Source organism: Streptomyces katrae, from assembly GCF_000717655.1.
Classification (GTDB): Bacteria; Actinomycetota; Actinomycetes; order Streptomycetales; family Streptomycetaceae; genus Streptomyces; species Streptomyces katrae_B.
Map to the genome: position 1 here is coordinate 1 of NZ_JNZY01000056.1, position 14,521 is coordinate 14,521.

The following is a 14,521-nucleotide window of genomic DNA, read 5'->3' on the forward strand; positions in this document are numbered from 1 at the left end:
AAGTCAGTGAGCAGCACCTCGGTGAAGGCGTCGGCTGCGGGCGCGCGCACCGGGAAGTTCGGCAGTGGGGTTCTAAGCCAGAGCAGACGCAGGACGGGCGACGGGGCTGGCTGCCGAAGAGTGGCGCTACTGCAGGCCACTGAGCAGTTCGCATCACCAGCAGTACCGAGTGGAGCAGTACCCGCAGTTCGCATTACCAGCAGTACAGAAGTTCCCGCAGGTAGCAGTTGATCACCAGAGGGAAGAACGGAGGAGTTGAGGCGCCATCAGGATCGCCCGGACGCCACGCGAGTCCGGGTACCGCAGGACATCGTTAGTGAGGTGGTCTCCGGTCACGCATCCGCGATCCCCGCATCCCCGACGAAGCTCAGGTCGGGCAGGCGGAAACAGAACGCCGGCGCAGTATCAGGCCCGGCAGATGGTGTAGCAGTTCCTTCGGGGCCCGGGTGCCAGCAGGCACCCGGGCCCCTCCACGCGTTCCGCAGAGAGGTGAAATGACCGCAGAAGACATGCTTGGCCGTCTCGACGACGACGACTACCCCGCCTACACCATGGGCCGGGCCGCCGAAATGCTCGGCACCACCCAGGGCTTCCTGCGCGCCATCGGAGAGGCCCGCCTGATCACCCCGCTGCGCTCCGCCGGCGGGCACCGCCGTTACTCCCGCTACCAGCTGCGCATCGCGGCCCGCGCCCGGGAGCTCGTCGACCAGGGCACCCCGATCGAGGCGGCCTGCCGCATCGTCATCCTGGAAGACCAGCTCGAGGAAGCCCAGCGCACCAACGCCGAGTACCGCCGCGCCGCCGGTTCGGCGAACCCGGCGGCCGCGGCCTGAGACCGCACCCACGCCCGCCGGACACCGGCGGGCCCCGCGGCCCGGTGTGCCGAGTCGTTTCCTCTGGTGACAGGGTGTGCGGGCGTGTAACGTTTGGGTCAGCTGTCGTGGTTCGGAAGTTCCCTTTGCCCACGCCTTCGGCGTGGGTGTTTTGCTGTGCTGTGCCGCAGGAACCAGGGCGATCACCTCCGCTTTCCGCACATCGTGGGAGGCGTACATCGACTGGAAGGCATGGATATGGCTACGGGAACTGTGAAGTGGTTCAACGCTGAGAAGGGCTTCGGCTTCATCGCCCAGGACGGCGGCGGCCCGGATGTCTTCGCCCACTACTCGGCGATCAACTCCTCGGGCTTCCGCGAGCTCCAGGAGGGCCAGGTTGTGACGTTCGACGTCACCCAGGGCCAGAAGGGCCCCCAGGCCGAGAACATCACCCCGGCCTAACCCTCCCCACCTCCGCCTGCGGGCACCGAGATCGGCCCGGCTTCCCAACCGCCCGGTAGCGGGCGACCCGAACGACGGAACCCCGGTCGGCGCCCCAGAGGCAACGGACACGCACCGGACGAGGGCTGCGCGACTGCGCCCGGCCCTCGTCCGTGGTGCACCGCCACCTCCCGCGCGGTCGCCCCATCGAGCAGGGGGCCGGGTACCGCGCCGTGCAGAGGCGCTCAGCCTGCCTGACTGCTCGGCCGCTTGGGCAGGAAGAACATCAGGGTCCACATCAGGGCCCACATCAGGGCGAGGGTGCCGCTGATCCACCAGAGGGTGCGGTGGGCAGTCAGCGCGGTGCCCAGCGCGATGCCCAGGCTGGTCTGTAACCGGCGTTCCGGGGTTTGCCTGACCTCGGGGGAGCGCAGGATCGGTCCATGATTGAGCAGCGGCAACTCGTGGTCGCAATCATGCGTGCAGGTTCGTCGGGACCTTGCCCGTGTGTGACGAGGTGACGGTGCCGTCCGCAGGGGCCCGCCCCGGTTTCGGCGGGCACGCAGCCGGTCCTGCCCGGCTGTCTCCCGCGGTACGGGAGACAGTCGAGGCGATCGTGCGGGCGGTGGGAGCCGGCGACGACATCCTGATCGACCGCCTGCTGACCCGCTTCACGCACCTCGCGGACTTCCACGCCCTCATACACCTGCGCACCCGCCTGCACACCACACTCCGAGCAACGACGGGCCTACGCCCGAACACCACGCTCCCGTTTGCGCCTGGAAGTCGCAGTTCGCTTCGCGCTGCTGGCTACGCCAGGGTGCTGGGCCAGCAGGCCGACTCTCTTGTGGAGGGGTGACGTGGAGGCTGCCGGATCGTTTCAGCTGATGTGAATTATGCATTCCGCTTTCTCGTTCCGGGCTTCCGCCGTCCGGTCCACACCAGCATGCCGGTCCGGGGCCGAGCGTCCACGGTGGCAGTCGTGGCGCGTCCGCGTGAGGGGCGCCGGGGTGAGGGGGCGGTCGTTCTACTGGTGTCGCTCCTGCCGCGGGCCCCTCTACGCCACCAGTTTCCACGCGATTCCGGCCGGCTGGGACTGGGAGATCGACCATCAGCAGCCCGGCGACTGCGCCAACGGGCACCTGATGCCCCTGACCGGCACCGCCACCGTCCCTGAGGACCTGCCCAACGCACCCGGCTGCTCGTCCTCGGATCCTGACCCCGAACCGCCGGCACCCAAGGCAGGCATACCCGTCACCCCGTTGCGGGTCTCCTGGTGACGGTCGGGATACGGGCCGCCACGGCGCCCGGCGTGGGGCCGCTGGGCTGCTTGTGGACCACAGGAACGCTCCAGTGCAGAGAAGTTTCGCCGACGTGCGGGCGGGCGGCGGGTGGGTGTCGGATTCTCCGAACTACGACGCCCTCGAGCGGCAGTGGGGCCAGGAAGGCCGGGAGGTTCCCGGCGGCGAAGGAACGCGCCAAAAGGAAGGCACCGGTCGGCAGGCGCAGACCTGTTCCACCGCGGCTGACCGTACCGGCGGTGCCGCTGGTACGGCCGAAAGGTCTGACCCAATACCGGGAATCAGGCCGCGACGAGCTCCTGCTCGCGGTCCGGCGTTTTGACCTTGGGCTTCCTGTTCGGCAGTGAGAGCCGGAAGACCTTGCGCCACGCGGAGAACACCTGCTTGGGGAGCGGCCCGGTGACGTACTCCAGCTCGTACTTCTCGAACAGCGCGCGCACCTTCACCGCGACCTCGGCGTATCGGTTGCTGGGCAGGTCCGGGAACAGGTGGTGCTCGATCTGGTGCGACAGGTTGCCGGTCATGAAGTGCATGGCCCTGCTGCCGCTGATGTTCGCCGAGCCCATCATCTGGCGCAGGTACCACTGGCCGCGCGTTTCGTCCTTGATCGACCGGCGCTCGAAGACCTGTACGCCCTCGGGGAAGTGCCCGCACATGATCACCGAGTGGGTCCAGACGTTGCGGACCAGGTTGGCGGTGAACGTGGCGGCGAGGGTGGTGAGGAACGACGGGCCCGACAGCAGGGGGTGGATGACGTAGTCCTTGAGGACCTGCTTGCGGATCTTGCGGCCCACGGCCTTGGCCCGCGCGCGGAACTCCGGGTTCTTGCGGCGGCGCTTGTGCAGGTTCTTGCCCAGCTCCAGGTCGTACGCGGCGATGCCGTACTCGAAGAAGCAGGCGTTGATGAAGTTCCACAGCGGCTGGCCGAGGTGGAACGGGTGCCACTTCTGGTCCTCGTCGACGCGCATGATGCCGTAGCCGAGGTCGTTGTCCTTGCCGAGCACGTTGGTGTACGTGTGGTGCAGCTCGTTGTGCGAGTGCTTCCACTGGTCGGCCGGCGAGACGTGATCCCAATCCCAGGTGGAGGAGTGGATCTTCGGGTCTCGCATCCAGTCCCACTGGCCGTGCAGGATGTTGTGACCGATCTCCATGTTGTCCATGATCTTCGCCACGGACAGCCCGGCGGTGCCGAGCAGCCACGCGGGCGGGAAGAACGAGAACAGCAGCACGCCCCTGCTGGCCAGCTCGAGCTTGCGCTGCGCCGAGATGACCTTGCGGATGTAGGCGGCGTCCTTCTCGCCGCGGTCGGCGATCACCTCGTCGCGGATCGCGTCCAGCTCGCGGCCGAGCTCCTCGATCTGCTCCGCGGTCAGGTGGGCGGTGGGGTCGATAGCGGTCAAGGTCTTCCTATCGTTCGATGTCGCAGGGGCCCGCGGCGGCGGACACGCAGGTCTGGATGAGGACGCCCGGCTCGGCCTCGGTGATCTCGCCGGTGCGCAGGTCACGGACGGCGCCCGCCTTGAGCGGCGTGATGCAGCCGAAGCAGATGCCCATGCGGCACCCGGAGGGCATGAGCACGCCGGCCTCCTCGCCGATGTCCAGCAACGGCGTGGCGCCGTCCGCGTCGACCGTCTTGCCCGTGACGCTGAACGTAACCTCGCCGCCGTCGCCGGCGACGACGATGCTGGGGCGGAAGCGTTCGGTGTGCAGGCGCTCTGGTACGCCGTGCTCGGTCCAGTGCTCTTCGGCGGCGTCCAGCAGGCCCGCGGGCCCGCAGGCCCAGGTCTCGCGCTCGGCCCAGTCGGGCACGAGTGCGTCGAGACGGGCGATGTCGAGCACGCCGTCTGTCTCGGTGTGCACCTCGGTGAGCCGCAGCTTCCTGTCCGCGACCAGGCCGTGCAGTTCGTCGCGGAAGATCACGTCGTGCGGCCGTGGCGCGCAGTGGACCATGACGACGTCGTCGAGCTCGTTGTCGCGCAGCATGCCCATCACGGGCGTGATGCCGCTGCCGGCCGTCAGGTAGAGCACTTTGGCGGGCTTGGCCTGCGGCAGCACGAAGTCACCGGTCGGCTGGTCGAGCTGGACCAGCGTGCCCGGTTTCGCCCTGCGGACCAGGTGGTTGCTGACCTTGCCGTCCGGGATCGCCTTCACGGTGATTGTGACGCGGCCGTCCCGGCGGTTCGTCGGCGAGGTGATGGAGTAGGCACGCCACAGGCGCACCCCGTCGACATCGACCCCGATCCGCATGTACTGACCGGCTCTGTGGCCGCGCCAGCCCCGTCCCGGCCTGATCACGATAGTCGCGGCGTCACTCGTCTCGGGGTGCACGGTCTCGATGCGCCCACGCAGGTCAGCGCCCGCACGCAGCGGGCTGACCAGGTCGAGGTAGTCCGACGGCAGCAGCGGCGTCGTGACCATCTCCAGCAGTTTCCACGCCCTGCTGCGGAGGGCTGCACTCGTCATGACTCCAGCTTGCTGCGCCTCAAGGGGTAAAGTCCTGACCGCAGGACGTAAATCTGATCGGCTGAATTGTTCGCAGGGAACAAAACCGTGAGCCATGCAATCCGGAGGGCCAGCGAACTGGCCCTGGATGAGACGACGGTCACCGCACTTCGGGCCGCGCTGAAGACCACCGCCGACGAGGTCGTTCAGGCGATCATCGACGAGGTCCCTCCCTACGCCAACGCCCTTTCGGGCCGCATGGGCGCCACCATCCGCCGAGCCGTCCGTACCGCCCTGGGGCACTACCTGGACCTCGCGAGCGGGAACGCCACAGGCGGCGACGCCGGTGACGCAGCCTACGAGCTGGGCCGCGGCGAGGTGCGCGACGGCCGTTCGATGGACGCCCTGCTCAGCGCCTACCGCGTCGGCGCCCGCGTGGCCTGGCGATGCCTGGCAGCGGGTGCCGTACCCGTAGGTCTGCCCGCCGCCGAGGTCGCCAAGTTCGCCGAGCTGACCTTCGCCTACATCGACGAGCTCTCTGCCGCGAGCGCTGCGGGCCACGCCGACGAACTGGCCGCCCGGGGCAGGGCCCACGAGCGCCAGCTGGAACACCTGGCCCGCGACCTCCTCGCCGGCGCGAGCCCGGAGGTGCTGCTGGCCTCTGTTCAACGGGCCGGCTGGCAGCCTCCGGTTTCGCTGACCGCGGTCCTTCTGCCCGCCGCCCAGGCCCGGCCTGCCTACCGCGCGCTCGACCCGAGCACCCTCGTCCTCGACGATCTGCCGGACGCCACCGGTGTGCTGCTCGTCCCCGATGCCGACCGATCACATCTCTTGCGGCAGCTGACCGACCGCACCGCCGTGGTCGGCCCGGCCCGGCCATGGACTCGTGCTTCCGCCTCGTACGCACGAGCCGTACGCGCGCGCTCCCTCTCCTCCGATATTCGCGACACCGAGGACCACCTGCCCGAGCTGGTGCTGAGCGCCGACGTGGACGCGTTCGCAGACCTGCGTGCCCGAGCCCTCGCACCGTTGCGTACCTTGCCTGTCGCGACGGCACGGCGGCAGGAGGAGACGTTGCGGGCGTGGCTGCTGCACCAGGGCAGGCGGGACGAGGTGGCGGCGGCGTTGTTCGTCCATCCCCAGACGGTCCGGTACCGGATGTCGCAGCTGCGGGAGCTGTTTCCGGATCTCGCATCGCCGCACCGGGTCCTTGAACTGACGCTGGCGGTCGGTCTTCGGGTCAGCTGACGCGTACTTCGACCGTCCACGACCGCGTCCGCGAGCAGTCCAGGAATCGTGCCTCGTTCTCGGTGCCATCAGTTGGCTCATGCGGCCCGGGGGAGAGCTGTATTGGCCAGCTCAATGGGGATCGGTGGCCACTGGTGTCCTGGGCGTGGTGTGGGTGTGCGGCAGGTAGAAGGTGGGGTGGGGGGTGAGGATGACGGTGGTGTCTCTCTTGCCGTTCCAGGTGTGGCCGAGCCCGTTGTAGCGGGGGTGAGGTAGGACCATTCGAGGTTCCCGGCCAGCATCGCTTCCAGCGCGTCGAGGCAGGCGTGAAGACTGCTGTCCTGGCCTGCCGCGGCTTTCACCCGGTGGACGGTCGCGGCGATGCGGTCGACGGCGGCTTGGAGGTTGCCGCCGTTGTCGGCGAGCGAGAGGTGGATTTTCGTTCATGGAGGGTTTTCAGCGGTAGCTCTCCAGGGTGAGGACGGCTTTGGCTGCCTGGGTGAGCCAGGTGGGGCTGCGGCGGGCATGGCGGAAGATCTTCCAGGTCTTCAGTCGTGCGATGCCGCGTTCGACGGGGTAGCGGAGCCTGGCGTGGGCCCGGTTGATCGACCGCTGGCCAGCGAGGTCCTGGCGGGGCCGTCGTCGGTGGGGAACAGCGAACGTGCCGCCGGCCCCGACGTAGCCGAGGTCGGGCAGGACCGGGGTCCCGACGCGGACGCAGGTGGCGATGATGCGGTGCCGGCGGGCGGCCGTGAGGTCGTGGGTCCGGCCCGGCAACGCTCGCGAGACCCAGAGGATTTTGCCTGTGGGGTCGGTGATGACCTGCAGCGAGTTCGGTGCGGTGGCGGACTGGCTCGGGGGCGGGTGCACCTCCGTGCCGGCCACCGGATCGGGGAAGCCAGGGTACCCCCACCTGCCCCGGGCCCTGGCAGCTCTGTAACCTCTCCCGCCCCGTCAGTTCGACCGCCGCGCGGTGGTCCTGGCTCCTCGCCCACGACAAGATCGAAGTACCCATGGGGCCGACGGTCGCTTCGCTGGTGCTGGCCGGTGCCGTGGGCGCCACGCACCGGGTCCGTCTCGATGACCCGGGGCTGACCCCGGCCGACGACGCCAAGGGCGAGGACCAGTTGTCCGGCTGGTCCACCGACTATGACGCCGACGCGCTGGCCGAGCTGGCGGCATGGGGAGCTTGGGGCTTCGGTGCGCCGGCTGACCGCGCCGGGCGCGGGGCCGTCGGCGGTGCTGGGGGAGGTGCGGGTGATCAAGCGGTTCCGGTCGGGGTCGGGCGGCCTGCGGATGACGCTCGCGTGGCCGGCTGGTCTGCGAGGCGCCGCCTCGGTGGGCTCGGTGGGGGTGGTCCGTCACGGGGTGACGTACGCCAGCCCGGGGCCGGAGTGCGTGTGCAAGCGGCACGACTGCGGCGGCGTCGTTCCGGTCGACTGGTGCCGGGAGCACGGGCGCGCGCCAGGGCCCTGTACGAGCGGCGCAGCTTCACGGCCGTGCGGACCGAGCACACGTCGCCGAGTTGGGTTCCTTTGAGCACCGCAGACCCTTTGGAGGGGTCACGGGCTCGCTTCCACAGCGCGCGGCGGCAGCATGCGCGCCATGTGGGTTTTCCCGGCTCCCTACGGGCCCATCACGTACAGGGTGACCGGGTCGTCCTGCGGGGTGATGGAGCTCAGGTACATCGGACGATCAGCTCGTGGAAGATCCACGTGTGCTCGCTGGCTGAGAGGCGGTGGTAGTCGACGCCGGGCGGGACCGTGAGCGGTTACCCGGTCCGGCGGACCGGCTCGGCCAGCGCGGCGGCGCGCCCAGGCCGCCGGCCACCGCCAGGCGCCGCTCCGGCGTGAGCACGGCAGGGTGCAGCCGCTGCTCCGCGCCCCTCACCGAGAACTTGAAGCCCTAGAGCGGGCCGTGGCAGATGAGCCCGGCCGGGATGGGGATGCCGATGCCGTCGGGGCAGAGGGTGAAGCCAAGCCAGCCTGCCCCGGTGCCCCAGTAGGGGCGCCGGGGCAGGTGGGTTCATCTGTGCCGGGCCGCACCCGTGGCTACAGGGTGCGGGTCAGACGGTCGGTGAGCAGCCGCGTGAAGCGGGCCGGGTCGGGCAGGTCGCCCCCCTCGGCGAGCAGCGCGCTGCCGTAGATCAGCTCGGCGATCTCCGCGAGTGCGGGGTCGTCGGCGCCTTGGGCGTGTGCTGTGCGCAGGGCGTTGATCAGGGCGTGTGTGGGGTTGAGTTCCAGGATCCGCTTGACCGGGGGCATCTGCTGGCCCATTGCCCGGTACATCTTCTCCAGGGTCGGCGTCACGTCATGGGCGTCACCGACGATGCAGGCCGCCGAGGTCGTCAGGCGTGAGGACAGACGGACCTGCTTGACGTGGTCGGACAGGGTGGTGGTCAGCCAGGGCAGCAGGGCGGCGAAATCCTGCTCGCGCTGGGCCTTGTCGGCGTCGGTTTCCTTCTCACCGTCGGCGGACTCGTCGAGGTCGACCTGGCCCTTGGCGATGGACTGCAGACGGTGGCCGTCGAAAGCCGGGACCTGGTCGACCCACACCTCGTCGATGGGGTCGGTGAGGATGAGGACCTCGTAGCCCTTGGCGGCGAAGGCTTCCATGTGGGGGGAGTTCTCCACCATGGCGCGGCTCTCGCCGGTCAGGTAATAGATGGTGTCCTGGCCGTCCTTCATACGCTCGACGTACTCGCGCAGCGTGGTGGTCTTCTCCGGGTCATGGGTGGAGGCGGCCGACACCAGCTCAAGCAGGGCCTCGGTGTGGTCCGTGTCCTCGACCAGGCCTTCCTTCAGCGCCCGGCCGAACTGCTCCCATACCTTCGCGTAGCGTTCGGCGTCCTTGGACTGCATATCCTTGAGGGCTGCGAGGACCTTCTTGACCAGGCGCCGGCGTACGCCGCGGATTTGGCGGTCGTGCTGGAGGATCTCGCGGGAGACGTTCAGCGACAAGTCGTGCGCGTCCACGACACCCTTGACGAAGCGCAGGTAGTGAGGCATGAGCGCTTCGCAGTCGTCCATGATGAACACCCGCTTGACATACAGCTGTACGCCGCGCTTGGTCTCGCGGGAGAACAGGTCGAAGGGTGCCTGCGAGGGGATGAACAGCAGCGCCTCGTACTCGAAGGTGCCTTCGGCGCGCATGTGGATCGTCTCGGCCGGGGGCTGCCAGTCGTGGCTGATCTGCTGATAGAACTCGTTGTACTCGTCCTCGGTCACTTCGGTGCGCGGCCGGGCCCACAGCGCCTTCATCGAGTTGAGCGTGTCGAGGTCGGAGGTGGTTTTGCCCTCGGCATCGGTGCGCTCGGTGGCCATCCGGATGGGCCAGCGGATGAAGTCCGAGTACCGCTTGACGATCTGGCGGATCTTCGGCTCGGACAGGTAGTCGGCGAGTCCGTCCTCACTGTCGGCGGGCTTGAGGTGCAGGGTGACCGAGGTGCCCACGGGCAGGCCGTCGACGGCCTGGATGTCGTAGGTGCCCTCGCCGTCGGACTCCCACTGGGTGCCAAACTCGGTGCCGGCCCGGCGGGTGCGCAGGGTGACCTTGTCGGCGACCATGAACGCCGAGTAGAAGCCGACGCCGAACTGCCCGATCAGGCTCTCCGCGGTGGCGGCGTCCTTGGACTCCTTTATCTTCTCCAGCAGGCCGGCGGTGCCGGACTTGGCAATCGTGCCGATCAGCTCGACGAGATCTTCCCGGGTCATGCCGATCCCGTTGTCCCGGACGGTCAGCGTGCGGGCATCTTTGCGGACCTCCAGCGAGATGTGCAGGTCGGTGGTGTCGGTCTCGGTAAGGCCGGAGTCGGTCAGCGATGCCAGCCGCAGCTTGTCCAAGGCGTCGGAGGCGTTCGAGATCAGCTCGCGCAGGAAGATGTCCTTGTTCGAGTAGATCGAGTGAATCACCAGCCGGAGCAACTGGCGGGTCTCGGCCTGGAATTCCAGCGTCTCGACACTGCTGCCCATGTGGGTCTCTTTCTGTAGGAACGTCATAAACGGATTTGTACTCGGGCTGGGACGGATCGTTGCCCGTCGTCGGCGTGGTTCGGGGCGGGCCGGAGCGTACCCGCATGGTGTGACTCCGCATGGCGGGAGTCAGTCATCGCCAACGGCTGCAGTTGTCGTGCGCCGGGCTTCAACGGTGTCCAGGCCTTCGATGAGGTCGGTGTGGCGGGCATCGAGGTAGGGCCGCATGCCGGCCAGGGGGGCGATGAGCTCGGCGGCGTCGGTGGCGCCGAGAGCGGCATTCAGGACGGCCTGGGCTGAGCGCGCTTCGGGTGCGAGGTGGCTGAGTGCGGTGATCTGTCCGGCGATGCTGCGCAGCTCGGCGGCGTGGACCCGGGCCCAGGTGGCGGTGGCGCGTTCGGCGGCCCGGGCCTGGCGGGTGGCCGTTACGCGCTGCTCGCCGGTGGTGCCGACCGCGCCGGGGCGGCCGCGCAGGTAGCGGCGTTCGGCGGCCTGGCGACTGGCGACGCCGAGGGGGCCGGCGAGGTCGGCCCAACTGGCGCCCACGTTGCGGGCGGTTTCGATCAGGCCGGTCTCCCATCCGGCGAGCTGCTCGCGTACCTGCCGCAGCAGCATCAGGGAGGCCAGAGCCTGCTCGGGGCCGGGCCCGGAGGCATCGGGGCTCTCGTGCTGGGCGTCACGCAGCGCGTCTTCTATGGCGGCAAGGGCTGCCGCGGCGGCGAGAAAGGACGCCGGGCCGTGGGCGGCGGTGCGGGGCGTGGATGGTTGTTCGACTGCGGTCACGGGCACCTCCCTAAGGCCGTCAGCAGGTCGACGACACCATGATTGTCGTCGGTTGGATGACATGTTACAACGGTTTCAGTGCAGCGCATTGGCAGCCAATGGCTCGAATCTGCTGGAGGTGTTTCACGAGGTTGATGCGCACTGACCCTCTCCGTGAGCTGGACCGCATGGCGCAGCAGCTGATGGGGCCGGGTGCGTGGTCAAAGCCGTCGGTAATGCCGATGGACGCCTACCGCGAGGGCGACCAGTCCGTGGTGGCCTTCGACATCCCCGGCGTGACCGCGGACGCGATCGACATCGACGTAGCGGAACATGCTCACCGTCAAGGCCGAGCGGCGGCCGGTGGCGAAGGGCGACGACGCGAAGGAGGAGCTGGAGTGGCTGGCGCGAGCCCTGCGTGCCGCGGGTCAAGCCTGACCGGCCGTACGGCCCCCCTGCCTCGCATGGTGCCGAGCTGGAGCAGACCCGAATCGTCAGCCCGCAAGGACTCGTCTCCTTCGCGGGCAACCACTACTCCGTCCCGCCCGGGCTGACCGGTGCCCGCGTGACGGTCCGGATCCGCCTCGGGGGAGGGGCGACCTGCATGTGGTCACCTCTGGCCGCTCGGTGATCGCCCCACCACCGCCGGGCACCGGACGGAGCCGGGCAGACCATGCGGGACGCCGGACACGTGATTGCCCTCGAACGAGCGGTACTTGCCTCGTTCTCCGACAGGGCCCCGTGCCGCACCAAGGTCCGCCGCCGGCCCCGGTCGGCCGCGGCCCAGGCGAAAGCCGAGAAGCTCCGCGGCCGACCTGGTCCCACTACGCCGCCGTCGCCGACCGGCTGCGGCAGGCCCCCACCCATGAAGGCCAGGAGCGTGAGAGTGAGTGACGTCATGCCGATGAGCGAGCCCGCCGCTACCAGAGCTGCAAGGCCACCTGTCCTATCTGAAACTCAACGACGCCGCCGAAGCCCTTGCCCGTGTCCTGGACCGGGCCCGAGCCGAGCGGATGACCCTCACCACCGCCCTGGAGAGGCTCCTCGAGATCGAAGTGGAGGCGACCGAGGCCCGCAAACCTTCTCCCGGCTGAGGTTCGCCTGCCTGCCAGAGCCATGGACCTTGAACGACTTCGACTTCGACTTCGCCACCCAGCCCGGCGTCGACGAGAAACTCATCCGCGATCTGGCCACCCTGCGGTTCCTCGACAACGGGCCGCCTGGAGCCGGCAGGACGATGCTGGCCCGTCGCACTCGGCCGCTCCGCGGTCGATGCCGGCCACCGCATCTGCTTCACCACCGCCGCCGAACTTGCCGCCAAATGCCACAAGGCCGCACTCGAAGGCCGCTGGTCGAGCATTATGCGGTTCTTCGCCGGACTCCGCCTGCTCGTGATCGACGAACTGGGCTATCTCCCGCTGCCGGGCGACCGCGCTTCGGCCCTCTTCCAGGTGATCAATCGGAGGTATCTGAAGTCGAGCACGATCCTCACGACCCGTGTCGAAAAGCGCATACGTTCCGGCGAACCTGTGCCAGGCGGCGCCGAAGCTTCACAGATTCCGGCAGAAACCTGGATGCTGCATGAGCGAACGATGCTGATCGAGCTGGAGAAGGTCGCAAAGGAGATGGCAACCTTTCCGCTTTGAGTGGCCACTTAGGGGTGTACCGACGAGGGCGAGCCGTGGTCAGCGGCGCTACGCCCTCTGTGTCAACACCCGATCGGAGCCCCACGTGTCACCAGACAACCCAAGATCCGCCGAGCAGCCGATGCTTCGGGGGCGCACGCCCCGCCGTAGCCGGATGCGTTGGCGCTTTGTCGCGGGGGCGGTGGCAGTGCTCGCCGCCTCGGCCGGTGTCGGCGCCCTGGCGCCCAGCGCGGGCGCCGCGCCGACCGTCGGCATCAGTGTGGATGCCGGTGCCTCCCTGGGCACGGTGCCCAGCAGTGGTGTCGGCCTCAACACGGGCTTCGGCGACGAGCACATGGGGGACGCCAAGGTCACATCGCTGATGAAGGCCGCAGGAGTTCGGCAGCTGCGCTATCCCGGCGGCTCCGGCGCGGACGACTACCACTGGAAGACCCACACCTCCGGCGACGGCACCGGCTGGATCCCCTCCAACACCAACTTCGACCGCTTCATGGCCACCGCGAAGACGGTCGGCGCCCAGCCGATCGTGACCGCGAACTACGGTTCCGGCACCCCCCAGGAGGCCGCCGACTGGGTCAAGTACTCCAATGTCGACAAGGGTTACGGCGTGAAGTACTGGGAGATCGGCAACGAGGTCTACGGCAACGGGCACTACGGCAACGGCAAGGGCTGGGAAACCGACACGCACGCCGACAAGAGCCCGAGGGAGTACGGGAAGAACCTGGTCGCCTACTCGAAGGCGATGAAGGCCGTGGACCCGACGGTGAAGATCGGAGCGGTGCTCACCACCCCCGGCGGCTGGCCGGACAAGGAGAAGGCTCCCGGTGACAGCGCCGACTGGAACAACACGGTGCTCTCCATCGCGGGAAGCTCGATCGACTTCGTCATCGTCCACTGGTATCCGGGCGGTACCACCACGGCCGACCTGCTGAACACCCCCTCCCGGATCGCCGGTACCAGGTCCGAGCTGCGCTCGCTGATAGCCAAGTACACGGGCTCGCGCGCCGCTTCGGTGGAGATCGCGGTCACCGAGACCGACGGCGTCGGCTCGCCCGCCTTGACCAGCCAGGCCGCGGCCCTGTTCGCGCCGGACACCTACATGACCTGGTTCGAGCAGGGTGCCACCCACGTGGACTGGTGGAACCTGCACAACGGCTCGGGCGAAGTACCCACCACCGTCAACGGCGAGATCGACTACCGGGACGGGGGTGTGCTCTCCGCTGGAACCTGCGCCGGGGGGAAGTGCCAACCGCCGCGCGATACGCCCTTCCCCACCTACTGGGGCATCCGCTCGCTGACCGCACTGGCGCAGCCCGGCGACACCATGGTCAAGTCGTCCTCGGGCAACTCGTCGGTCACTGTGCACGCGGTGCGGAGCGGCAACGGTGGTCTGAACGTCATGCTGACCAACAAGAGCCCGCAGAACGCGGCGCAGGTGTCGCTCTCGTACGCCGGATTCACCCCGGCCGCAGGGGCGGTCACGACCGTTTCGTATGCCACGGGAGGCACCGCCCTGACGACGGCGGAGCGGGGCACGGCGGTCGCGCAGACGCTGCCGCCGTACTCGATCACGACTCTTCAGCTGAAGCCCGCGTCGGGGACTGCCGGCGCTGTCAAGCCGACGCCCGTCCCCACGCCGACCGCCGTCACGCCGGTTGTCTCCGCCCCCGGCACGACCGGCACCCGTGCGCAGCAGGAGGCCGGGGCACCCGTCGGCCGGCCGACCCCGAGCAGCACGTCCGGCGGCCTGGCTTCCACCGGGGTGAGCAACACTGTCACGTACAGCGCCCTCGGTGGCCTGCTGGCCATCGCTGCCGGCGGCGTGCTGGTGCTTCGCGGACGTCGCCGCAGGGCTTTGCACGGGAAGTGAGACCGCGTGAGTGACTGACGGCCCGGCAGCAACGCCACCCACCCCTGGC

Annotated in this window: 14 protein-coding genes and 2 pseudogenes; 9 read left to right on the top strand and 7 right to left on the bottom strand. The window is 68.9% G+C overall.

The window, feature by feature from the left end:
- The first annotated feature begins 494 nt into the window (after window positions 1-494).
- Both IF09_RS0136560 and IF09_RS0136565 read left to right on the top strand, forming a co-directional pair.
- Window positions 495-833, top strand: coding sequence for a MerR family transcriptional regulator (locus tag IF09_RS0136560; protein WP_030303410.1), 339 nt, complete (start codon window positions 495-497; stop codon window positions 831-833).
- A gap of 237 nt (window positions 834-1,070) precedes the next feature.
- Complete coding sequence (locus tag IF09_RS0136565; protein WP_030303412.1) at window positions 1,071-1,274, top strand: cold-shock protein; 204 nt, start codon at window positions 1,071-1,073, stop codon at window positions 1,272-1,274.
- A gap of 224 nt (window positions 1,275-1,498) precedes the next feature.
- Here the strand turns inward: IF09_RS0136565 and IF09_RS0136570 are convergent, their stop codons facing one another.
- Window positions 1,499-1,714, bottom strand: a complete 216-nt coding sequence (locus IF09_RS0136570; protein WP_030303414.1) for a hypothetical protein — start codon at window positions 1,712-1,714, stop codon at window positions 1,499-1,501.
- Window positions 1,715-2,263: 549 nt separating this feature from the next.
- Here IF09_RS0136570 and IF09_RS0136580 point away from each other — a divergent pair.
- The gene (locus IF09_RS0136580) at window positions 2,264-2,533 is read left to right on the top strand and encodes a hypothetical protein (protein ID WP_030303418.1); all 270 of its coding nucleotides are present in this window, start codon (window positions 2,264-2,266) and stop codon (window positions 2,531-2,533) included.
- Window positions 2,534-2,835: 302 nt separating this feature from the next.
- Here IF09_RS0136580 and IF09_RS0136585 read toward each other — a convergent pair whose 3' ends face one another.
- Together IF09_RS0136585 and IF09_RS0136590 are read right to left on the bottom strand one after the other, a co-directional pair.
- Complete coding sequence (locus IF09_RS0136585) at window positions 2,836-3,954, bottom strand: fatty acid desaturase family protein (protein WP_030303420.1); 1,119 nt, start codon at window positions 3,952-3,954, stop codon at window positions 2,836-2,838.
- 7 nt (window positions 3,955-3,961) lie between these two features.
- Window positions 3,962-5,017 (bottom strand): ferredoxin reductase, encoded by a 1,056-nt coding sequence (locus IF09_RS0136590; RefSeq protein ID WP_030303422.1) that lies wholly within the window; start codon window positions 5,015-5,017, stop codon window positions 3,962-3,964.
- An 87-nt stretch (window positions 5,018-5,104) separates the two neighbouring features.
- Here IF09_RS0136590 and IF09_RS0136595 point away from each other — a divergent pair, with 87 nt between their 5' ends.
- Window positions 5,105-6,244, top strand: a complete 1,140-nt coding sequence (locus IF09_RS0136595; protein ID WP_030303424.1) for a PucR family transcriptional regulator — start codon at window positions 5,105-5,107, stop codon at window positions 6,242-6,244.
- Between the two features lie 111 nt (window positions 6,245-6,355).
- Here the strand turns inward: IF09_RS0136595 and IF09_RS46075 are convergent, their stop codons facing one another.
- From IF09_RS46075 to IF09_RS0136610, 4 genes are all read right to left on the bottom strand, one after another.
- Window positions 6,356-6,505, bottom strand: a complete 150-nt coding sequence (locus tag IF09_RS46075) for a hypothetical protein (RefSeq protein WP_158710164.1) — start codon at window positions 6,503-6,505, stop codon at window positions 6,356-6,358.
- Between the two features lie 174 nt (window positions 6,506-6,679).
- Window positions 6,680-7,108 carry a transposase family protein gene (locus IF09_RS0136600; protein WP_051833533.1) on the bottom strand — a complete coding sequence of 143 codons (429 nt, stop codon included), beginning with the start codon at window positions 7,106-7,108 and terminating at the stop codon, window positions 6,680-6,682.
- 1,166 nt (window positions 7,109-8,274) lie between these two features.
- Window positions 8,275-10,194 (bottom strand): molecular chaperone HtpG, encoded by a 1,920-nt coding sequence (gene htpG / locus IF09_RS0136605; RefSeq protein WP_030303428.1) that lies wholly within the window; start codon window positions 10,192-10,194, stop codon window positions 8,275-8,277.
- A 129-nt stretch (window positions 10,195-10,323) separates the two neighbouring features.
- The gene (locus tag IF09_RS0136610; RefSeq protein WP_030303431.1) at window positions 10,324-10,977 is read right to left on the bottom strand and encodes a hypothetical protein; all 654 of its coding nucleotides are present in this window, start codon (window positions 10,975-10,977) and stop codon (window positions 10,324-10,326) included.
- A gap of 98 nt (window positions 10,978-11,075) precedes the next feature.
- On the opposite strand from IF09_RS0136610, the pseudogene IF09_RS44050 reads away from it, so the two are divergent.
- From IF09_RS44050 to IF09_RS0136625, 5 genes and pseudogenes are all read left to right on the top strand, one after another.
- Window positions 11,076-11,352: pseudogene (locus tag IF09_RS44050) on the top strand (Hsp20/alpha crystallin family protein); the annotation flags it as partial.
- Window positions 11,353-11,374: 22 nt separating this feature from the next.
- Window positions 11,375-11,587, top strand: coding sequence for a Mu transposase domain-containing protein (locus tag IF09_RS48700; RefSeq protein ID WP_418953101.1), 213 nt, complete (start codon window positions 11,375-11,377; stop codon window positions 11,585-11,587).
- Between the two features lie 273 nt (window positions 11,588-11,860).
- Window positions 11,861-12,142: pseudogene (locus tag IF09_RS48705) on the top strand (hypothetical protein); the annotation flags it as partial.
- A 34-nt stretch (window positions 12,143-12,176) separates the two neighbouring features.
- Window positions 12,177-12,602 (top strand): ATP-binding protein, encoded by a 426-nt coding sequence (locus IF09_RS48160; protein ID WP_418953102.1) that lies wholly within the window; start codon window positions 12,177-12,179, stop codon window positions 12,600-12,602.
- 154 nt (window positions 12,603-12,756) lie between these two features.
- Window positions 12,757-14,472, top strand: a complete 1,716-nt coding sequence (locus tag IF09_RS0136625; RefSeq protein ID WP_234321289.1) for an LPXTG cell wall anchor domain-containing protein — start codon at window positions 12,757-12,759, stop codon at window positions 14,470-14,472.
- Window positions 14,473-14,521: the final 49 nt, after the last annotated feature.

Bases quoted from the DNA above. Each gene is read 5' to 3' on its own strand.
- IF09_RS0136625 (WP_234321289.1), top strand. From the start codon at position 12,757: ATGCGTTGGCGCTTTGTCGCGGGGGCGGTGGCAGTGCTCGCCGCCTCG.
- htpG (WP_030303428.1), bottom strand. From the start codon at position 10,194: ATGGGCAGCAGTGTCGAGACGCTGGAATTCCAGGCCGAGACCCGCCAG.
- IF09_RS46075 (WP_158710164.1), bottom strand. From the start codon at position 6,505: ATGGTCCTACCTCACCCCCGCTACAACGGGCTCGGCCACACCTGGAAC.
- IF09_RS0136565 (WP_030303412.1), top strand. From the start codon at position 1,071: ATGGCTACGGGAACTGTGAAGTGGTTCAACGCTGAGAAGGGCTTCGGC.
- IF09_RS0136590 (WP_030303422.1), bottom strand. From the start codon at position 5,017: ATGACGAGTGCAGCCCTCCGCAGCAGGGCGTGGAAACTGCTGGAGATG.
- IF09_RS0136560 (WP_030303410.1), top strand. From the start codon at position 495: ATGACCGCAGAAGACATGCTTGGCCGTCTCGACGACGACGACTACCCC.